This window comes from Pseudomonas multiresinivorans, from assembly GCF_012971725.1.
Classification (GTDB): domain Bacteria; phylum Pseudomonadota; class Gammaproteobacteria; order Pseudomonadales; family Pseudomonadaceae; genus Pseudomonas; species Pseudomonas multiresinivorans.
Genome location: NZ_CP048833.1, coordinates 997,907 through 1,017,070 on the forward strand (window position 1 = coordinate 997,907; position 19,164 = coordinate 1,017,070).

Below are 19,164 nucleotides of genomic sequence, written 5' to 3' on the forward strand. Positions count from 1 at the left end.
GCCGCGTGAATCTCTACCTGCTGCTCAAGACCCTGCACATCCTGTCCTCCACATTGCTGTTCGGCACCGGGCTGGGCTCGGCCTACTACAGCTGGCGCGCGTGGCGCAGCGGCAATCTGGAAGCGATCCGCATCACCTTCCGCCATCTGGTCACGGCGGATTGGCTGTTCATCGCCACCACGGCGGTCTTCCAGCCGCTGAGCGGCATCGCCATGGCGCATATGGCCGGCTGGCCGCTGGATTCGGGCTGGCTGCTTTGGAGCCTGGGGCTGTACGTGTTTGCCGGCGCCTGCTGGCTGCCGGTGGTCTGGCTGCAGATCCGCGTACGCGACATGGCCGAAGCGGCACACCGGGAAGGCACGGCGCTGCCGCCGCAAGCCTTCCTCTATATGCGCTGGTGGTTCGCCCTGGGTTGGCCGGCGTTCCTGGCCTTCCTGGCGATCTTCCACCTGATGGTCAACAAGGGCTTCTGACGGCTCAGCCGCGCAGGCTGATCACCGGCCAGCCGCGCTCGATGGCGGTGGCGCGCAGGGTGTCGTCCGGGTCGACGGCCACCGGGTTGGCGACCTGCTCGAGCAGCGGCAGGTCGTTGCGCGAGTCGCTGTAGAAGTACGCGTCGTGCAGTGTCAGGCCGGATTCCTCGAGCCAGCTGTTCAGGCGTGTCACCTTGCCGCCCTGGAAGCAGGGCACCCCGCAGGTCTGGCCGGTATAACGGCCGTCCTGCATCTCGCACTCGGTGGCGATCAGGGTTTCCACGCCCAGGCGCTCGGCGATGGGCGCGGTGATGAAACGATTGGTAGCGGTGATGATCACCAGCTTGTCGCCGGCAGCGCGGTGCTCGGCCAGCAGCGCTTCGCCCTTGGCCAGGACGATGGGCTCGATCACCTCTTCCATGAACTGGCGATGCCAGACGGCCAGCTGCGCCAGGTCGGTGCGGCCGAGAATGGCCTGGGTGAACGCCTGGTAGGCGAACACGTCGAGGGTGCCGGCGACGTAGTCGGCATAGAAGGCGTCGTTGCGCGCCTGGTACTCGCCAGCGTCCACCAGCCCGCGCTGGCAAAGCCATTCGCCCCAGCTGTGGTCGCTGTCGCCGGCCAGGAGGGTGTTGTCGAGATCGAAGAGAGCCAGTCGCACGTTGGATTACCGTCAGTTGCCAATACCGAAAAGTCGCCTAGAGTAACGGCTTTTGCCCACCCGGCACAGGACGCCGCAGCCCGCGTTGCCGCTGTCACAAGCTTTGTGGAACAATGCGGGCACACGCGATTTCGAGGATGTACCGCCGTGATCGATCCCGATGGTTTTCGCCCCAATGTCGGCATCATCCTATGCAACGATGTCGGACAGGTCCTGTGGGCACGGCGCATCAACCAGGAAGCCTGGCAATTTCCCCAGGGTGGCATCAACGCCCGCGAAACCCCTGAGGAAGCGCTGTACCGCGAACTGAACGAAGAAGTCGGCCTGGAAGAGCAGGACGTCAAGATCCTCGCCTGTACTCGGGGCTGGCTGCGTTACCGCCTGCCGCAACGCCTGGTGCGTACCAACAGCCAGCCGCTGTGCATCGGGCAGAAACAGAAGTGGTTCCTGCTGCGCCTGACCGGCGAGGAAAGCCGGGTGCGCATGGATGTCACCGGCAAGCCCGAATTCGACGGCTGGAAATGGGTGAGCTACTGGTACCCGCTGGGCCAGGTCGTGACCTTCAAGCGCGAGGTCTACCGCCGGGCTCTGAAGGAATTGGCACCGCGCCTGCTGGCGCGCGACTAGCACGAAGTTCAAGGAGTTAGACCCCGAGCCATGCTCAACACGCTGCGTAAGATCGTCCAGGAAGTGAACTCCGCCAAGGACCTCAAGGCGGCGCTGGGCATCATCGTGCTGCGGGTGAAGGAGGCGATGGGCACCCAGGTGTGCTCGGTCTACCTGCTGGACCCGGAGAGCAACCGCTTCGTGCTGATGGCCACCGAAGGCCTGAACAAGCGCTCCATCGGCAAGGTCAGCATGGCGCCCAACGAGGGCCTGGTCGGCCTGGTCGGCACACGCGAGGAGCCGTTGAACCTCGAGAACGCCTCCGAACACCCCCGTTACCGCTACTTCGCCGAGACCGGCGAGGAACGCTACGCCTCCTTCCTCGGCGCGCCGATCATCCACCACCGCCGGGTGATGGGCGTTCTGGTCGTGCAGCAGAAGGAAAAGCGCCAGTTCGACGAAGGCGAGGAAGCCTTCCTCGTCACCATGAGTGCACAGCTCGCCGGCGTTATCGCCCACGCCGAGGCCACCGGTTCGATCCGCGGCCTGGGCAAGATGGGCAAGGGCATCAGCGAAGCCAAGTTCGTCGGCGTTCCCGGCGCCCCCGGCGTGGCCGTGGGCAAGGCCGTGGTGGTGCTGCCGCCGGCCGACCTGGAAGTCGTCCCGGACAAACCCATCGACGACGTCGAGGCCGAAATCGAGCGCTTCAAGCAGGCGCTGGAATCGGTCCGCGAAGACATGCGCAACCTCTCCAGCAAGCTGGCCACCCAGCTGCGCAAGGAGGAGCGCGCGCTGTTCGATGTCTACCTGATGATGCTCGACGACGCCTCCATCGGCCTCGAAGTCAAACGCATCATCCGCACCGGTCAATGGGCCCAGGGCGCCCTGCGCCAGGTGGTCATGGAGCACGTGCAGCGCTTCGAGCTGATGGACGACGCCTACCTGCGCGAGCGCGCCTCCGACGTCAAGGACATCGGCCGGCGCATCCTCGCCTACCTGCAGGAAGAGCGTAAGCAGACGCTGACCTATCCGGACCAGACCATCATCGTCAGCGAAGAACTGTCGCCGGCGATGCTTGGCGAAGTGCCGGAGGGCAAGCTGGTAGGCCTGATCTCGGTGCTGGGTTCGGGCAACTCCCACGTGGCCATTCTCGCTCGCGCCATGGGTATTCCCACGGTCATGGGCGCGGTCGACCTGCCGTACTCCAAGGTCGACGGCATCGACCTGATCGTTGACGGCTACCACGGCGAGATCTACACCAACCCGTCGCCGCAACTGGTCAAGCAGTACGGCGAAGTGGTTGCCGAAGAGAAGGAATTGAGCAAGGGCCTGGCCGCACTGCGCGAGCTGCCCTGCGAAACGCTGGACGGCCATCGCATGCCGCTGTGGGTCAACACCGGCCTGCTGGCGGACGTGGCGCGCGCCCAGGAACGCGGTGCGGAAGGCGTCGGCCTTTACCGCACCGAAGTGCCGTTCATGATCAACGACCGCTTCCCCAGCGAGAAGGAGCAGCTCGCCATCTACCGCGAGCAGCTCTCCGCCTTCCATCCGCTGCCGGTGACCATGCGTACCCTGGACATCGGCGGCGACAAGGCGCTGTCCTACTTCCCGATCAAGGAAGACAACCCCTTCCTCGGTTGGCGCGGTATTCGCGTCACCCTCGACCACCCGGAAATCTTCCTGGTGCAGACCCGCGCCATGCTCAAGGCCAGTGAAGGCCTGGACAACCTGCGCATCCTGCTGCCGATGATCTCCGGCACCCATGAGCTGGAAGAGGCGCTGCACCTGATCCACCGCGCCTGGGGCGAAGTGCGCGACGAAGGCGTGGACATTCCCATGCCGCCGATCGGCATGATGATTGAGATTCCAGCGGCGGTTTACCAGATACGTGAGCTGGCGCGTCAGGTGGACTTCGTATCGGTCGGTTCCAACGACCTGACGCAGTACCTGCTGGCGGTCGACCGCAACAACCCACGGGTCGCCGATCTTTACGATTACCTGCACCCGGCCGTGCTGCAAGCACTGCGGATCGTGGTCAATGGCGCGCATGACGAAGGCAAGCCGGTGAGCATCTGCGGCGAAATGGCCGGCGATCCGGCGGCTGCCGTACTGCTGATGGCTATGGGCTTCGATTCCCTGTCGATGAACGCCACCAACCTGCCCAAGGTGAAATGGCTGCTGCGCCAGATGACCCTGTCCAAGGCCCGTGAGCTGCTCGGCCAACTGATGACCTTCGACAACCCGCAGGTCATCCACAGCTCGCTGCACCTGGCCCTGCGCAATCTCGGCCTGGGCCGCGTGATCAACCCGGCGGCGACCATCCAGGCCTGACGCCGGGCCTTCGGCCGCACGCCGTTCGGTGTGCGGCTAGACCTTCAGACTGACCTCTCCCAGACGTGCACCACTCGGGCCGAAGCTGTGTTCCAGCAGCTCGCGGCGTCCGTCGGCATGTACGATCAACGCGGTGCTGGCGCGGGTACCGTAGTTCGGGCTGGCGATGAACACGCTGGAGAGCAGGCGCTCGGTGGCCAGGCCGACGCCGGTATCCGGCAACTCGGCTTCACTGGGCTGGCGATTGTCCGCCAGTAGCGCGACCAGGGAGCCGGTATCAGGCTTCTCCAACGCTGCCTCCAGACCCTCACGCGCGGTAAGAAGCTTGGGCCAGGGCGTGTTCAGCGCTGCATTGGACAGCCCGTGCACCCCCGGCGCCACTGCCACTGGCGGGCCGACGCGGGGATTGAAGTAGCACAGTTGCGCACCGTCGCCGACCAGCAGGTTGAAGCCGCTGTAGTCCGAAGCGCGGCGGGCGACCTGCTGCAGGTACTCCCGCGGCGACTGCCGGCCCTGCAGGAAAGCCGCCACCAGCTCGCCACGGGAGCGCGGGCCCACCGGCTGGCCGGGGTCGCGCACGTTGGTCAGGGCGGCGAAACGCCCACCCGCGGCCACTCCCATCCAGGTGCCGCCGGCCTCCAGGTCGCGGCCGGCATACACGCCGGGATACTCCCCCCAAGCCGCCAGCGGCAGGGTCGGGCGGGCATAGAATTCATCGCGGTTGGCCGCGACGATCAGGGGCGTGGCGTGCTCGGGGCGCCAAGCGAAGACGATCAGGCACATGGGTCGAACTCCGTAGTGTGCCGGCAGTCTATCAACATCCGCCGATGTCCCGGAGTGGCTGGAGCGCCCGGGAGCCTTCGGCTACCATGCCCGCTTTGTTGCCCGAGGTTGCCCATGGAGTTCGTGCTCTACCTGGTGCTTGGCGCCTGCGCTGGCGTGCTCGCCGGCCTGTTCGGCGTCGGCGGCGGGTTGATCATCGTGCCGGCCCTTGTGTTCAGCTTCACTGCCCACGGCTTCTCGCCCGATGTGCTGACCCAGATGGCGGTCGGGACTTCGCTGGCGACCATCATCTTCACTTCGATCAATTCGATTCTCGAACACCACCGCCGTGGCGCCGTGCGCTGGCGGGTGTTCGCCTGGATGACCGTCGGTATCCTGGTCGGCAGCGCGCTGGGCGCGTTGACCGCGTCGAAGATTCAGGGGCCGGTGCTGCAGAAGATCATCGGTACCTTTGCCATTCTGGTGTCGATCCAGATGGCCCTCGGGCTCCAGCCCAAGGGCGAGCGCGACCTGCCGGGCCGCTTCGGCCTTGGCGTGGCGGGCGGCGTGGTGGGCTGGGCTTCGGCAATTTTCGGCATCGGCGGCGGTTCGCTGACTGTGCCGTTCCTGTCCTGGCGTGGCGTCTCCATGCAACAGGCGGTTGCGACTTCTTCGGCGTGCGGCCTGCCGATCGCCATCGCTGGCGCGATATCCTTCATCGCCGTCGGCTGGCACAACGAGAAACTGCCGGAGCTGAGCCTGGGCTTCGTCTACCTGCCGGCGCTGCTGGGCATCGCCGTCACCAGTATGTTCTTTGCCCGCATCGGGGCGCGGCTGGCGCATCGTCTGCCGGCCAAGGTCCTGAAGCGTTTGTTTGCCCTGCTGCTGTTCAGCGTGGGTTTGAGTTTTCTGATCTGAGTTCCTGCTAGGAGAAGCGGATGCTGCCTTATCCACAGATCGACCCGGTTGCCGTAGCGCTCGGGCCGCTGAAAATCCACTGGTACGGCCTGATGTACCTGATCGGCATCGGCGGCGCCTGGCTGCTGGCCTCGCGCAAGCTGAAGGAGTTCGACCCGACCTGGACCAAGGAGAAGCTCTCCGACCTGGTCTTCTGGGTGGCGTGCGGCGTGGTCCTGGGCGGTCGCCTGGGCTACGTGCTGTTCTACAACCTGGACGAGTACATCGCCAACCCGACGCTGATCTTCGAGGTGTGGAAGGGCGGCATGTCGTTCCACGGCGGGCTGATCGGCGTGATGCTGGCCACCTGGTGGTTCGGCAAGCGCAACAACAAGAGCTTCTTCCAGCTCATGGACTTCATCGCGCCGCTGGTACCGATCGGCCTGGGCGCCGGGCGCATCGGCAACTTCATCAACGGCGAGCTGTGGGGCAAGGTGACTGACGTGCCCTGGGCGATGATCTTCCCCACCGGCGGCCCGGAGCCGCGCCACCCGTCGCAGCTGTATCAGTTCGCCCTGGAAGGTGTGGCGCTGTTCGTGGTGCTCTGGCTGTTTACCCGCAAGCCGCGCCCGACTGCCTCGGTGTCCGGCCTGTTCGTGCTGTGCTACGGCATCTTCCGCTTCATCGTCGAGTTCGTCCGCGTGCCGGATGCCCAACTGGGCTACCTGGCTTGGGGCTGGCTGACCATGGGCCAAGTGCTGTGCGTGCCGATGGTCCTGGGCGGCATCGCGCTGATGGTCTGGGCCTACCGCCGCGCCCCGGCGCAGCCGGCCGCGAGCTGAGCATTGCCTGAATGAAAAAGCCCGCCAATCGGCGGGCTTTTTCATTGGCTCTTGGTAGGAGCGAGCTTGCTCGCGAACAGACCTCGCGGCGGGGATCGGGTTCGCGAGCAAGCTCGCTCCTACAAGTAGTGCTTCAGACAGGTTCGATGAGGAGCAGGACACCGTCCTGACCGATCACGCGCACCTGCGCGCCAACGGGCAGGTCCGGCCCACTGACCAGCCACACGCTGTCACCGACGCGGACCTTGCCGCGTCCGCCGACGATGGCGTCATGCAGGGCGAACTGCCGGCCCACCAGTTCGCTGCCGCGACGGTTCAGGCTGGACGGTTCGGCCGTGCGCTTGTTGATGCGCTGGTGGTTCCACCAGTACAGCGCGGTGAGGATCGCCAGCACGCCGAAGGCCAGGCACTGCCAGACCCAGTCGAGCCCCGGTACGAGGAAGGACAGCACGCCGGTGAGCGCGGCGGCGATGCCGATCCACAGCAGGTAGCCGCCTGCGCCGAAGATTTCCAGGATCAGCAGGACGATGCCCAGGCCCAGCCAGTCCCAGAAACCGAGGTTCTGGAGAAAGGCGGCCATCAGCTACGGCCCTTGGTGTCGCCGAAGGTGGCTTTGACGATCTCGCCGATGCCGGCGACCGAGCCGATCACCTGGCTGGCTTCCAGCGGCATCAGCACGATCTTGCTGTTGTTCGAGCTGGCCAGCTTGCCCAGCGCGTCGACGTACTTCTGCGCGACGAAGTAGTTGATCGCCTGCACGTTGCCGGTGGCGATGGCCTCGGAAACCACCTGGGTCGCCTTGGCTTCGGCCTCGGCCTGGCGCTCGCGGGCCTCTGCTTCGAGGAAGGCGGCCTGGCGCTGGCCTTCGGCCTTGAGTATCTGTGCCTGCTTCTCACCCTCGGCGGTGAGGATGTCTGCGGCGCGCTTGCCTTCGGCTTCGAGAATCTGCGCGCGCTTGAGGCGCTCGGCACGCATCTGGCCGCTCATGGCCTCGACCAGGTCGGCCGGCGGGCTGATGTCCTTGATCTCGATACGGGTGACTTTCAGCCCCCAGGGCGCGGTGGCTTCATCGACGGTGCGCAGCAGGCGTTCGTTGATCGAGTCGCGCTGGCTGAGCATATGGTCCAGCTCCATGGAGCCGAGTACGGTACGGATGTTGGTCATCACCAGATTGCGCACGGCGTTTTCCAGCCCGCTGACTTCGTAGGCGGCACGCGCGGCATCCACCACCTGATAGAAGCACACCGCGTCGATCTCGACGATGGCGTTGTCGGCGCTGATCGCCTCCTGCGGCGGGATGTCCAGCACGCGTTCCATCATGTTGATCTTCTGGCCGACGCGATCCACCACCGGAATGATGAGGCTCAGGCCCGGCTTGAGCGTGACGGTATAGCGCCCGAAGCGCTCGATGGTCCATTCGAAGCCCTGGGGAACGACCTTGAACCCCATGAGGACGATGACGATGGCGAGAATGACGAAGAGCAGGGCGACGCTGCCGATTTCCATGCAAAAGACTCCTTGTCTGGCGTGGATGAAGAGGGCCGAGTGTAACCGAACCGGCGCAGCGAGCTGGCATACAGGAAAGTGCAGCAGTCGCCTGGGGAGTTTTCCTCAGGCGACTGACGGGCGGCTTACTTCTGCTCGCTCTGCGGGGTCACCCGCATGACTTCCTCGATGGTCGTCAGGCCCGCCGCAACCTTCTGCGCGCCGGACAGGCGCAGGCTGCGCATGCCTTCCTTGAAGGCCTGGCGGCGCAGCGGGATGAGGTCGGTGTCGGCGGTGATCAGTTCCTTCAGCGACTCTGTCAGCAGCATGATCTCGTACACGCCGGCGCGTCCGCGGTAACCGGTGTCGCGGCATTCCAGGCAGCCGACGGCCTGCTGCGCACCGGTGGGCAGCGGGGCGTTCCAGGGGCGGGTGACTTCCTGCCAGTCTTCCTCGTGCAGCTCCATCGGCGCCTTGCAATGCGGGCAGAGCGTGCGCACCAGCCGCTGGGCCATGACGCCGAGCACGGTGGCGCGGATCAGGTAGTAGGGCACGCCCAGTTCCAGCAGGCGGGTGATGGCGGTGGGCGAGTCGTTGGTGTGCAGCGTGGAGAGCACCAGGTGGCCGGTGAGCGCCGCCTGGATCGCCATCTCGGCGGTCTCCAGGTCGCGGATCTCGCCGACCATGATGATGTCCGGGTCCTGCCGCAGCAGAGCGCGCACGCCGCTGGCGAAGGTCAGGTCGATGTTGTGCTGGACCTGCATCTGGTTGAACGAGGGCTCGATCATCTCGATCGGGTCCTCGATGGTGCAGAGGTTCACTTCATCCGTGGCAAGCTGCTTGAGCGTGGTGTAGAGCGTGGTGGTCTTGCCCGAACCGGTGGGGCCGGTGACCAGGATGATGCCGTTGGGCTGGCTGGTCATGCTCTCCCAGCGGCGCAGGTCGTCGGGGGAGAAACCGAGCTGATCGAAACTCTTGAGCAGCACCTCGGGGTCGAAGATCCGCATCACCATCTTCTCGCCGAAGGCCGTGGGCAGCGTCGACAGGCGCAGCTCCACCTCGGCGCCTTCCGGCGTCTTGGTCTTCACCCGGCCGTCCTGCGGCTTGCGCTTCTCGGCGACGTTCATGCGCCCCAGGGACTTCAGGCGGCTGACCACCGCCATGCTGACCTGCGGCGGGAACTGGTAGACGTTGTGCAGCACGCCGTCGATGCGGAAGCGCACCGTGCCCTGCTCGCGCCGCGGTTCGATATGGATATCGCTGGCGCGCTGCTGGAAGGCGTACTGGAACAGCCAGTCGACGATGGTAACGATGTGGGCGTCGTTGGCATCGGGTTCCTGGTCGCTGGCGCCCAGGTTGAGCAGCTGTTCGAAGTTGCCGACCCCGCTGATCTTCTGGTCCGCCGAGCTGGCGCCGGTCACCGACTTGGCGAGGCGGTAGAACTCGACGGTGAAGCGCTGGATGTCCGCGGGGTTGGCCACCACGCGCTTGATCGGGCGCTTGAGGACGTGGGTGAGGTTGCTCTCCCAGGCGTGCACGAAGGGCTGTGCGCTGGCGATGGTGACTTCATCCGGTGCCACCGCGACCGCGAGGATATGGTGGCGCTGGGCGAAGGCGTACGACATCAGCGGCGTGACCGCGGCGACATCGATCTTCAGCGGGTCGATGCGCAGGTAGGGCTGCCCGGCGTAGTCCGCCAGCCACCTCACCAGCGCATCCAGGTCCAGCTTGCGTCCCGGCCGCTGGCGATCCTCGACCTGCTGCGCGGCGAGGAATTCCAGCGGGTGCTGCTGGTTCTTCACCGCGCTGCGGCGGATCGCCAGGCACTGCTCGGCGTCATCCTGGGCGACCCGGCCCTGGGTGACCAGCTCGCGCAGGATGTCGCCCAGGTCGAGCGGACGATCCTGGGCGGAAGGGGCAAAGACGGACATGCAGACTCCCTACTTCAATGGCGGGTCGACAGGCCCGCGACGTCGCCGGGCCAGCTTATTTCAAAAGCGCCTTCCACGGCTTGAGGGTCAGCACAGTATGGGCCTGGGCCGCGAGGGCATCCAGGCGCCCCTCGGCGTCGGGAGTGGCGAGCAGCTCCTGCAGCTTGGCCAGCTCGCCGTAGAGGCGATCGGTTTCCGGCAGCTCCAGCACGCTGCGCGCCAGGCGCAGCCAGACCAGCATGCGCTGCAGGCGCGGCAGCTGGTCGGCGAGTACCTCGGGCAAATGCTGGGCGCGTTGCAGTGGCATGGCCTGAGCTTCTTCGGCCAGGGTGCGCTGCAGCCACTTGCCGACGGCGGAGCCGCCCAGGCGGTTGGCGCGGTCGTTGCGCTCAAGGGTCCAGGCCTTGCCCAGCAGCCAGCGCGAGGTGCTCAGGGAGAACTGACCCCAGCGCACATTCGCCAGTTCCTCGCGGAAGACTGCCGGCATCTGCTGGCGCAGCGCCTCGTCATCGCGACCCTGTTCGATGCGCGGTTGCCAGTCGGCGAGCAGCGCATCGAGAGCAGTACGCAGTTCGCGGGTGGTGGCGCGCGGCACGGCCTGGCCAAGACTGCCGAGCAGGGCGCGCAGGTCGACCAGTTGCTGCAGCCAGCTTTCCAGCAGGCTCCAGTGGCCATTGAAGCGGTACTGCTCGGCCAGGCGCTGGCTGCTGCCCAGCAGCGACCAGGACAGCGCGGCGAAGGCACCGTCCAGCGGGGTTTCATGCAGCAGCTTCTGGGTATCGGGTTGCACGCTGTAGCTGGCCGGGTCGAACAGGCGGTAGCCGCGCTCGGCCTTGCTGATGTCGCAGGGCATCAGCGCGAGGTCGGCGGCCAGTTCGATGGCGAGGTCCAGCAGCGCTTCGGGCTCGCCCTGGCGCAGTTCCAGTTCCAGCTCGCAGATTTCCTCTTCCTGCTTGCCGGCGACAACCTTGCCCAGGTCCAGCGCGGCCTCGATCACCACCTTGGCCTTGCCGCGGCCCCAGGCGATCTCGGCGCGCTGGCGGGTGAAGTCGGTGCTGAAGATCGGCTTCAGGGTCTTCTTGTCCAGGTCCGCCAGGGCGGCCGGCCAGCACTGGTCGTCGAGCTTCTTGATATCGAGCTTGTTCTTCTCCAGGTACCAGTCCCATTCATTGCGCTCGGACAGGCCGGCGATGCTCTGGCCGCGGGTCTTCAGGGTCTGGATGAACTGCTCGCCGTCCTTGCGCATGCGCAGTGCCACGCGGGCGCGGGCCAGGTCGCGGCCCGGAGTGTCGTAGTACTGGTTGAACAGTTCGCGGAGCTCCCAGCCGGATTTGTTGCGCTTCTTCAGTGCGGGATGCTCGCGCAGGGCTTCGAGGGTCTCGCGGCTGGCGCGCAGTTTGATTTCGGTTTCTTTCTGCATGGCGGGGGTCCGGGTCAGAGCGGCCGCGCCCGGATTCCCGACCTGCTGTAGGAAGGACGGAACGACGGGCGCGAAAAAGACTTCAAAGTCATGCAGTCTACAGGACTTCGGCGTTCCTGCCGGGCGCCGCGAGGTTTTACCGCAGCGTGGCATGGTCCATAGTGGGAACACATCTTCGGAGGACGCCATGCCGTTGCCGCCCCTGAAACAACGCTTTGTCGAGCTGATCGCGGTTCCGTCCGTCAGCTGTACCCAGCCTGCGCTGGACCAGTCCAATCGCCCGGTGGTCGAGTTGCTCGGCAACTGGCTGGTGGACCTGGGGTTCGCCTGCGAGATGCAGCCGGTGTCACCGGGCAAGTTCAACCTGATCGCGACCCTGGGCAGCGGCCCCGGCGGGCTGGTGCTGGCCGGGCACACCGATACCGTGCCCTACGACGAGGCCCTGTGGAAAAGCGACCCGCTGGGCCTGGATGAGCGCGACGGGCGCTGGTTCGGCCTGGGCGCCTGCGACATGAAGGGCTTCTTTGCCCTGGCCATCGAAGCGCTGTTGCCGTTGCTGGAGCAGCCGTTCAGGCAGCCGTTGATCATCCTCGCCACCTGCGACGAGGAAAGCTCCATGGCCGGTGCCCGTGCGCTGGCCGACGCGGGGCGGCCGTTGGGGCGCGCCGCGGTGATCGGTGAGCCGACCAACCTCAAGCCGATCCGCCTGCACAAGGGCGTGATGATGGAACGCATCGACATCCTCGGGCAGAGCGGCCATTCCTCAGACCCGAGCCTGGGACGCAGTGCGCTGGAGGCGATGCAGGCAGTGATGGGCGAGTTGCAGAGCTTGCGCAGCCAGTGGCAGCAGGAATTCAACAACCCGCAGTTCAGCGTGCCACAGCCGACCCTCAACCTGGGCTGCATCCATGGCGGCGACAATCCCAACCGCATCTGCGGCCAGTGCGCCCTGGAATTCGACCTGCGTCCGCTGCCGGGAATGGCTCCGGAAACCCTGCGCCAGAGCATTCGCGATCGGCTGCAGCCGGTTGCCGAGCGCCATGCCGTGAAGATCGATTACGCACCGCTTTTCCCTGCCGTGCCGCCCTTCGAGGAGCCGGCGCAGAGCGAGCTGGTGCGACTCGCCGAAAGTCTGACCGGGCACACGGCGGAAGCGGTAGCCTTTGGCACCGAAGCACCGTATCTTCAGCAGCTCGGCTGCCAGACCCTGGTGCTGGGCCCCGGCGACATCGCCTGTGCCCACCAGCCCGATGAACACCTTGAACTGGACCGCATCGAGCCGACCGTAGCGTTGCTACGCGGATTGATCCGTCATTACTGTCTATAGAGAGCCCTTCGTAGGCAGTTGCCTGTAGAGCGCCCGGAAAGCGGGCCCAACGTACCCAAGAGGAGAAACCTGTCGATGTTCCTGCGACGACGATAACCGCGCCGCCACTGGCCGCCTTTCGGCCGCATCCGACAGATTTCCGCCCACTCGAACGACAGGCTTTTCAAGCAATGCACGACTACGTCAACTGGCTGCGCCACGCCTCCCCCTACATCAACTCGCACCGGGACTGCACCTTCGTGGTGATGCTCCCCGGCGAGGGCGTCGAAGATCCCAATTTCGGCAATATCGTCCACGACCTGGTGCTGCTGCACAGCCTGGGTGTGCGCCTGGTGCTGGTGCACGGCTCGCGCCCGCAGATCGAAGCGCGCCTGGCCCAGCACGGGCTGGCGCCGCGCTTCCATCGCGGCCTGCGGGTGACCGATGCGCCGACCCTGGGCTGCGTGATCGACGCGGTGGGCAGCCTGCGCATCACCATCGAGGCACGCTTGTCGATGGATATGGCCGCCTCGCCCATGCAGGGCTCGCGCATGCGTGTGACCTCGGGCAACTTCGTCACCGCCCGGCCGATCGGCGTGGTCGATGGCATCGACTACCACCACACCGGCGAAGTCCGCCGGATTGACCGCAAGGGCATCAATCGCCAGCTCGACGAGCGCAGCATCGTACTGCTCTCGCCGCTGGGTTATTCACCCACCGGGGAAATCTTCAACCTCGCCTGCGAGGACGTGGCCATGCGCGCGGCCATCGACCTGGGCGCGGACAAACTGATTCTCTACGGGGCCGAACGCGGCCTGATGGACGAGGCCGGCAAGCTGGTGCGCGAGTTGCGCCCGCAGCAGGTGCCCGCGCATCTGGAGCGCCTCGGGTCGAGTTATCAGGGCGAGTTGCTCGACGCCGCCGCCCAGGCCTGCCGCGCGGGTGTGCGGCGCAGCCATATTGTCAGCTACACCGAGGACGGCTCGCTGCTGTCGGAACTGTTCACCCGCACCGGCAACGGCACCCTGGTGGCGCAGGAACAGTTCGAGCAGCTGCGCGAAGCGGGCATCGAGGACGTTGGCGGATTGCTGGAGCTGATTCGTCCGCTGGAAGAGCAGGGCATCCTGGTGCGTCGTTCCCGCGAGGTACTGGAACGCGAGATCGAGCAGTTCAGCATCGTCGAGCGCGAAGGGCTGATCATCGCCTGCGCTGCGCTCTATCCCATCGCCGATTCCGACGCGGGCGAGCTGGCATGCCTGGCGGTGAATCCGGAGTACCGCCACGGCGGACGCGGCGACGACCTGCTGGAGCGTATCGAACAGCGCGCGCGCAACCTGGGACTGAAAACCCTTTATGTGCTCACCACCCGGACAGCCCACTGGTTCCGTGAGCGTGGCTTCCAGCCCAGCAGCGTCGAGCGCCTGCCGGCGGCGCGGGCGTCGCTGTACAACTACCAGCGCAATTCCCAGGTGTTCGAGAAGACGCTCTGATCAGATCCGCTCTTTGCCGGATACCGAATGCCTGATCTGCACACTGAGCCGCGGCGCCGGGCCTGGCTCTGCGCCGGGCCTGGCCTGTTCCTCCTGCTGCCGCTGGCGCAGCCGATCGCCGCCGTCGCGCCAGCCGGCTTCCCAACTGGCCGCGAGAATTTCATGTAGCGGACAGCGCGGGGCGCGGCCGAGCAGCGCTTTCAGGTAGCCTTGCCGGTAGGCGACTTCCAGCTGATGGAGTGTCCAGGAGGGGGAGTGGGGGGACATGCGCGCTTTCCTGCGAGGTCTTGCGCGGATCGCGCCGGCCGGGGCCGGGCGATCCGCAGGGAGGGAGGATTCTCCCCCCGCCCCCGCAGGTTGCCGATCAGAACTCTATGAGCTGCATGTCAGCGATTTCTTGCACCGTCAGACGCTGAGCAGGCCCAGGATGCTCGCCTGATACGCGGCGACGAAGGTGTCGAAATCGCCTTCGGGCTGCTTCTCCAGCTCCGCCTGTTCGGCCAGGGATTCGCTGGCCATGCTCTCGAAGCGCGCCTGCTCCTCGGTCGGCAGCGGTTCGCCCCGCAGGGTGGCGGCATGCTGGCGGCTGTAGCGCAGGGCGAAGGCCTCGAAGCTCTCGCCGCGCTCGCGCATTTCCGCCAGGACCTTCGCCGAAGGCGTCAGGCTTGCGTCGGCAACCTTGGCGCGCTGCTCGGCCAGACTCTGTGCGTGCAGGCCCGTGCCATTGGCGCGGTCGAGCAGTTCGATGATCGGCGCGATGCCGGCGAGCAGGGCGTTCGCCCAGTCCTTCATCTCGATCTGCTGGCCACCGCGCTCCAGCTTCAGGCCGGGGCGACGACCTTCCTTGACCACCTTGAGGAAGTTGCTGGTGGCCGCGCCGCACTCGCAACCGCCCAGCGGCGGGCTGTCGGACAGCGCGCAGTAGAGCAGGAAGGCGTCGAGGAAGCGCGCCTCGGTGACGTCGATGCCCAGCGGCAGGAAGGGGTTGATGTCCAGGCAGCGTGCCTCGACGTACTGCACGCCACGGGCCATCAGCGCCTGGATCGGGCGTTCGCCGGTGTAGGTGACGCGTTTCGGGCGGATGCTCGAGTAGTACTCGTTCTCGATCTGCAGGATGTTGGTGTTGAGCTGCACCCACTCGCCATCGACCTTGGTGCCGACCTTCTCGTACGGCGCGTACGGCGTGCTCACCGCGCGGCGCAGGCTGTCGATGTAGCTGTCCAGATCGTTGTAGCAGGGCGTCAGGCCGGCCTGGGCGTTGTTCTGGTAGCCCAGGTCGCTCATGCGCAGGCTGGTGGCGTAGGGCAGGTAGAGCGTGTGTTCGTCGAAGGCTTCCAGGCCGTGCGGGCGGCCGCGCAGGAAGCCGGCGTCCAGCGCCGGCGAGGCACCGAACAGGTACATCAGCAGCCAGCTGTAGCGGCGGAAGTTGCGGATCATCGCGATGTAGCGGTGCGACTGGAAATCCCGCGCGCTCTTCTCGCTGCCTTCGTCCTGGCGCAGCAGCTCCCAGATGCCCTCGGGCAGGGAGAAGTTGTAGTGGATGCCTGCGATGCACTGCATGGTCTTGCCGTAACGCAGGGCCAGGCCCTTGCGGTAGACGTACTTCAGGCGGCCGATGTGCGAGCTGCCGTAGCGGGCGATCGGGATGGTCTCTTCATCCGGCAGCTCGCAGGGCATGGATGGGCTCCACAGGTATTCGCCGTCGAGTTTGCCGCTGGCGAAGCGGTGGATTTCTCCCAGTTCATCCAGGGTCTTCTCGACGCTGGTGGAGGTCGGCGTGATGAACTCCAGCAGCGACTCGGAGTAGTCCGTGGTGATCTGCGGGTTGGTCAACGCCGAGCCCAGGGCGCGCGGATGCGGGGTCAGGGCAAGCTTGCCGCGCTCGTCGACGCGCAGGCATTCGCGCTCGATACCGTGCAGGCACTGGGTGAGCAGGGACAGGTTGGCGGCATCGCCCAGCAGGGCCAGGCGGCGGGAAAGTTGGTCGCTCAAGTTGGAAGTCCTTCACACGGCAATCGCCCCACTATGGGGGTGGACTGGGCGGTCTACAAGGGGAGAACACAACCGGCGTGGTCGCCTGGCTTCATCGAGGCGCTGCGCCGGCGCCCGCAAATCCGGGGCTCCGGCGTACAGCATAGGTCAGTTGTCGCGGCGCGAATTACAGCTGGGCGAAGGTGCCTTGTCCCTTGGCGACCAGCTTGTCACCCTGGTGGATGTCGGCCTCGACCACCAGCGAGCGCCGCCCTGCATGCAGGACTTTCGCTACACAGCGCACTTCGCCCTCGGCGACCGCGCGGATGTAGTTGATCTTGCATTCCAGGGTGACGCTCTGCCGGTCGAAACCATGGGCGCTGGAGCAGGCCAGGCCCATGGTCATGTCCATCAGCGTGAAGAGCGCGCCGCCGTGCATGACGTTGCCGCGATTGCGCAGGTGCTCGGCCATCGGCAGCAGCACCTCGGCTTCGCCGTCGGCGACACGGATCGGCTGCACGCCAAGGGTGTCGCTGAAGCGGCTGATCATCAGCTCGCGGGCGGGCATCTCGCTCATGGACCTTCCTTACTTCTTCTTCAGTTGCTTGGCGTTGGCGAACAGCGAGGCCATGGCGTTGTTCGCCGGGGCCTTCTCCTGCTGGCGCGGAGCGCTGCGTTCGCCACGCGGCGCGCCGTTGCCGGGGCGGCCGCCGCCACGCGGGCCTTCGACCTTCTCGCCGGGGGTGTCGCCCATGCGCATGGACAGGCCGACGCGGTTGCGCGGGATGTCCACTTCCATGACCTTCACCTTGACGATGTCACCGGCCTTGACCACTTCGTACGGGTCCTTGACGAACTTCTCCGACAGCGCGGAGATGTGCACCAGGCCGTCCTGGTGGACGCCGATGTCGACGAAGGCGCCGAAGTTGGTGACGTTGGTCACCACGCCTTCGAGCACCATGCCGGGGGTGAGGTCCTTCAGGCTCTCGACGCCTTCCTGGAATTCGGCGGTCTTGAACTCCGGGCGCGGGTCGCGGCCGGGCTTGTCGAGTTCCTTGAGGATGTCGGTGACGGTGGGCAGGCCGAACTGCTCGTCGGTGAACTTCTTCGGGTCCAGGCGCTTGAGGAAGCCCGAGTCGCCGATCAGCGAACGCACGTCGCGGCCGGTGTCGGCGGCGATGCGCTGTACCAGCGGGTAGGTTTCCGGGTGGACCGCGGAGGCGTCCAGCGGGTTGTCGCCGTTCATCACGCGGAGGAAGCCGGCGGCCTGCTCGAAGGTCTTCTCGCCCAGACGGCTGACTTTCTTCAGCTCGTCGCGGGTCTTGAAGGCGCCGTTGGCGTCGCGGTGCGCGACGATGTTCTGCGCCAGGGTGCTGTTCAGGCCGGAGATGCGCGCCAGCAGGGCGGCGGAGGCGGTGTTGACGTCCACGCCGACGGCGTTCACGCAGTCTTCCACCACCGCGTCCAGGCTGCGCGCGAGCTGCAGCTGGGACACGTCATGCTGGTACTGGCCGACGCCGATGGACTTCGGTTCGATCTTCACCAGCTCGGCCAGCGGGTCCTGCAGGCGGCGGGCGATGGAGACGGCGCCGCGCAGCGACACGTCCAGCTCCGGGAATTCCTTGGCGGCCAGCTCGGACGCCGAGTACACCGAAGCACCGGCCTCGCTGACCATGATCTTGGTGCACTTGAGCGCCGGGTATTTCTTGATCAGCTCGGCGGCCAGCTTGTCGGTTTCGCGGCTGGCGGTGCCGTTGCCGATGGCGATCAGCTCCACCTGATGCTTGGCGCACAGCGCGGCGAGCACGGCGATGGTCTGGTCCCACTGGTTCTTCGGTACGTGCGGGTAGACGGTGGCGGTGTCCAGCAGCTTGCCGGTGGCATCGACCACGGCGACCTTCACGCCGGTGCGCAGGCCCGGGTCCAGGCCCAGGGTGGCGCGCGGGCCGGCCGGGGCCGCCAGCAGCAGGTCGTGCAGGTTGCGGGCGAAGACGTTGATCGCCTCGAGGTCGGCGCCTTCGCGCAGCTCGCCCAGCAGGTCGGTTTCCAGGTGGGTGTAGAGCTTGACCTTCCAGGTCCAGCGCACCACTTCGGAGAGCCACTTGTCTGCTGCGCGACCCTGGTTGGCGATGCCGAAGCGCTCGCCAATCATGATCTCGCAGGGGTGCGAGGTGCCCGGCAGCTCTTCGCCGACCTTCAGGGCGACGCTGAGGATGCCCTCGTTGCGGCCCCGGAAGATCGCTAGTGCACGGTGCGACGGGGCGTTCTTCAGCGGTTCGTCGTGCTCGAAGTAGTCGCTGAACTTGGCGCCTTCGGTTTCCTTGCCCGGCACCATGCGCGCGGTCAGGGTGGCGTTGTCCTTGAGGAAGCTGCGCAGGCGGTCGAGCAGCGTGGCGTCCTCGGCGAAGCGTTCCATGAGGATGTACTTGGCACCTTCGAGCACGGCCTTGGTGTCGGCGAAGCCCTTCTCGGCATCGACAAAGCGCGCGGCTTCGGTTTCCGGGGTCAGGCTCGGGTCGGCGAACAGCGCATCGGCCAGTTCGCCCAGGCCGGCTTCCAGGGCGATCTGGCCCTTGGTACGGCGCTTCTGCTTATAGGGCAGGTAGAGGTCTTCGAGGCGGGTCTTGGTGTCGGCCAGGTTGATCTCGCGGGCCAGTTCCGGGGTCAGCTTGCCTTGCTCCTCGATGCTGGCGAGGATCGCGCCACGGCGCTCGTCCAGTTCGCGCAGGTAGCGCAGGCGCTCTTCGAGCATGCGCAACTGGGTGTCATCCAGGCTGCCGGTGACTTCTTTCCGGTAACGGGCGATGAAGGGGACGGTGGAGCCTTCATCGAGCAGGGCGACGGCAGCGGCGACTTGCTGCGGTTGAACGCGGCCGGAGGGCAGTGCGGAAAGCTCTTCGGCGATACGGGTGTTGATGCTGTCCATGAATCCACCTGACAAAACAATCGAATTACGGGACGTCAGGACCGGGGTTCCCGGCCTCACGAC

The 19,164-nt window shown here is 66.1% G+C and carries 17 protein-coding genes; 7 read left to right on the forward strand and 10 right to left on the reverse strand.

Going from position 1 to position 19,164, the window contains the following annotated elements; translation table 11 throughout:
- Positions 1-5 precede the first annotated feature (5 nt).
- Positions 6-473 carry a DUF2269 family protein gene (locus tag G4G71_RS04610; RefSeq protein WP_169935682.1) on the forward strand — a complete coding sequence of 156 codons (468 nt, stop codon included), beginning with the start codon at positions 6-8 and terminating at the stop codon, positions 471-473.
- Between the two features lie 4 nt (positions 474-477).
- On the opposite strand, the gene G4G71_RS04615 is transcribed toward G4G71_RS04610, so the two are convergent.
- On the reverse strand, positions 478-1,134 hold the full coding sequence (locus tag G4G71_RS04615; protein WP_169935684.1) for a histidinol-phosphatase: 657 nt from the start codon (positions 1,132-1,134) through the stop codon (positions 478-480).
- A 147-nt stretch (positions 1,135-1,281) separates the two neighbouring features.
- Here G4G71_RS04615 and G4G71_RS04620 point away from each other — a divergent pair, with 147 nt between their 5' ends.
- Positions 1,282-1,761: an RNA pyrophosphohydrolase gene (locus tag G4G71_RS04620; RefSeq protein ID WP_017520843.1), complete on the forward strand. Its 480-nt coding sequence runs from the start codon at positions 1,282-1,284 to the stop codon at positions 1,759-1,761.
- 30 nt (positions 1,762-1,791) lie between these two features.
- On the forward strand, positions 1,792-4,071 hold the full coding sequence (gene ptsP, locus G4G71_RS04625) for a phosphoenolpyruvate--protein phosphotransferase (protein WP_169935686.1): 2,280 nt from the start codon (positions 1,792-1,794) through the stop codon (positions 4,069-4,071).
- Positions 4,072-4,107: 36 nt separating this feature from the next.
- Here the strand turns inward: ptsP and G4G71_RS04630 are convergent, their stop codons facing one another.
- Positions 4,108-4,854 carry an NRDE family protein gene (locus G4G71_RS04630; RefSeq protein WP_169935688.1) on the reverse strand — a complete coding sequence of 249 codons (747 nt, stop codon included), beginning with the start codon at positions 4,852-4,854 and terminating at the stop codon, positions 4,108-4,110.
- 114 nt (positions 4,855-4,968) lie between these two features.
- Between G4G71_RS04630 and G4G71_RS04635 the strand changes: the two genes are divergently transcribed.
- The gene (locus tag G4G71_RS04635; RefSeq protein WP_169935690.1) at positions 4,969-5,751 is read left to right on the forward strand and encodes a sulfite exporter TauE/SafE family protein; all 783 of its coding nucleotides are present in this window, start codon (positions 4,969-4,971) and stop codon (positions 5,749-5,751) included.
- A gap of 20 nt (positions 5,752-5,771) precedes the next feature.
- On the forward strand, positions 5,772-6,572 hold the full coding sequence (gene lgt / locus G4G71_RS04640) for a prolipoprotein diacylglyceryl transferase (RefSeq protein ID WP_169935692.1): 801 nt from the start codon (positions 5,772-5,774) through the stop codon (positions 6,570-6,572).
- Between the two features lie 133 nt (positions 6,573-6,705).
- On the opposite strand, the gene G4G71_RS04645 is transcribed toward lgt, so the two are convergent.
- The 4 genes from G4G71_RS04645 to G4G71_RS04660 form a co-directional block, all read right to left on the reverse strand.
- Positions 6,706-7,152 (reverse strand): NfeD family protein, encoded by a 447-nt coding sequence (locus G4G71_RS04645; RefSeq protein WP_169935694.1) that lies wholly within the window; start codon positions 7,150-7,152, stop codon positions 6,706-6,708.
- Entirely contained in the window at positions 7,152-8,078 is a 927-nt protein-coding gene (locus G4G71_RS04650; protein ID WP_169935696.1) for an SPFH domain-containing protein, read from the reverse strand. The genes G4G71_RS04645 and G4G71_RS04650 overlap by 1 nt, the downstream gene beginning before the upstream one ends.
- Positions 8,079-8,203: 125 nt before the next feature.
- Complete coding sequence (gene tfpB / locus G4G71_RS04655; RefSeq protein ID WP_169935698.1) at positions 8,204-9,988, reverse strand: type IV pilus assembly ATPase TfpB; 1,785 nt, start codon at positions 9,986-9,988, stop codon at positions 8,204-8,206.
- A gap of 55 nt (positions 9,989-10,043) precedes the next feature.
- A complete protein-coding gene (locus G4G71_RS04660) occupies positions 10,044-11,408 on the reverse strand; it encodes a CYTH domain-containing protein (RefSeq protein WP_169935700.1) in 1,365 nt (454 codons plus the stop codon).
- Between the two features lie 187 nt (positions 11,409-11,595).
- Between G4G71_RS04660 and argE the strand changes: the two genes are divergently transcribed.
- Both argE and argA read left to right on the forward strand, forming a co-directional pair.
- A complete protein-coding gene (gene argE, locus G4G71_RS04665) occupies positions 11,596-12,735 on the forward strand; it encodes an acetylornithine deacetylase (protein WP_169935702.1) in 1,140 nt (379 codons plus the stop codon).
- A gap of 170 nt (positions 12,736-12,905) precedes the next feature.
- A complete protein-coding gene (argA, locus tag G4G71_RS04670) occupies positions 12,906-14,204 on the forward strand; it encodes an amino-acid N-acetyltransferase (protein ID WP_024762181.1) in 1,299 nt (432 codons plus the stop codon).
- Here the strand turns inward: argA and G4G71_RS04675 are convergent, their stop codons facing one another.
- The 4 genes from G4G71_RS04675 to G4G71_RS04690 all read right to left on the reverse strand — a co-directional run bounded on the left by G4G71_RS04675 (position 14,205) and on the right by G4G71_RS04690 (position 19,101).
- On the reverse strand, positions 14,205-14,471 hold the full coding sequence (locus G4G71_RS04675) for a ribosome modulation factor (protein WP_169934895.1): 267 nt from the start codon (positions 14,469-14,471) through the stop codon (positions 14,205-14,207). It abuts the gene before it with no gap.
- 138 nt (positions 14,472-14,609) lie between these two features.
- On the reverse strand, positions 14,610-16,196 hold the full coding sequence (gshA, locus tag G4G71_RS04680; protein ID WP_169935704.1) for a glutamate--cysteine ligase: 1,587 nt from the start codon (positions 16,194-16,196) through the stop codon (positions 14,610-14,612).
- A gap of 166 nt (positions 16,197-16,362) precedes the next feature.
- The gene (locus G4G71_RS04685; protein WP_045216869.1) at positions 16,363-16,725 is read right to left on the reverse strand and encodes a PaaI family thioesterase; all 363 of its coding nucleotides are present in this window, start codon (positions 16,723-16,725) and stop codon (positions 16,363-16,365) included.
- Between the two features lie 36 nt (positions 16,726-16,761).
- A complete protein-coding gene (locus G4G71_RS04690; protein ID WP_169935706.1) occupies positions 16,762-19,101 on the reverse strand; it encodes a Tex family protein in 2,340 nt (779 codons plus the stop codon).
- Between the last annotated feature and the right edge of the window lie 63 nt (positions 19,102-19,164).

Bases quoted from the DNA above. Each gene is read 5' to 3' on its own strand.
- ptsP (WP_169935686.1), top strand. From the start codon at position 1,792: ATGCTCAACACGCTGCGTAAGATCGTCCAGGAAGTGAACTCCGCCAAG.
- G4G71_RS04630 (WP_169935688.1), bottom strand. From the start codon at position 4,854: ATGTGCCTGATCGTCTTCGCTTGGCGCCCCGAGCACGCCACGCCCCTG.
- G4G71_RS04635 (WP_169935690.1), top strand. From the start codon at position 4,969: ATGGAGTTCGTGCTCTACCTGGTGCTTGGCGCCTGCGCTGGCGTGCTC.
- lgt (WP_169935692.1), top strand. From the start codon at position 5,772: ATGCTGCCTTATCCACAGATCGACCCGGTTGCCGTAGCGCTCGGGCCG.
- G4G71_RS04645 (WP_169935694.1), bottom strand. From the start codon at position 7,152: ATGGCCGCCTTTCTCCAGAACCTCGGTTTCTGGGACTGGCTGGGCCTG.
- G4G71_RS04650 (WP_169935696.1), bottom strand. From the start codon at position 8,078: ATGGAAATCGGCAGCGTCGCCCTGCTCTTCGTCATTCTCGCCATCGTC.
- tfpB (WP_169935698.1), bottom strand. From the start codon at position 9,988: ATGTCCGTCTTTGCCCCTTCCGCCCAGGATCGTCCGCTCGACCTGGGC.
- G4G71_RS04660 (WP_169935700.1), bottom strand. From the start codon at position 11,408: ATGCAGAAAGAAACCGAAATCAAACTGCGCGCCAGCCGCGAGACCCTC.
- argE (WP_169935702.1), top strand. From the start codon at position 11,596: ATGCCGTTGCCGCCCCTGAAACAACGCTTTGTCGAGCTGATCGCGGTT.
- argA (WP_024762181.1), top strand. From the start codon at position 12,906: ATGCACGACTACGTCAACTGGCTGCGCCACGCCTCCCCCTACATCAAC.
- G4G71_RS04675 (WP_169934895.1), bottom strand. From the start codon at position 14,471: ATGTCCCCCCACTCCCCCTCCTGGACACTCCATCAGCTGGAAGTCGCC.
- G4G71_RS04685 (WP_045216869.1), bottom strand. From the start codon at position 16,725: ATGATCAGCCGCTTCAGCGACACCCTTGGCGTGCAGCCGATCCGTGTC.
- G4G71_RS04690 (WP_169935706.1), bottom strand. From the start codon at position 19,101: ATGGACAGCATCAACACCCGTATCGCCGAAGAGCTTTCCGCACTGCCC.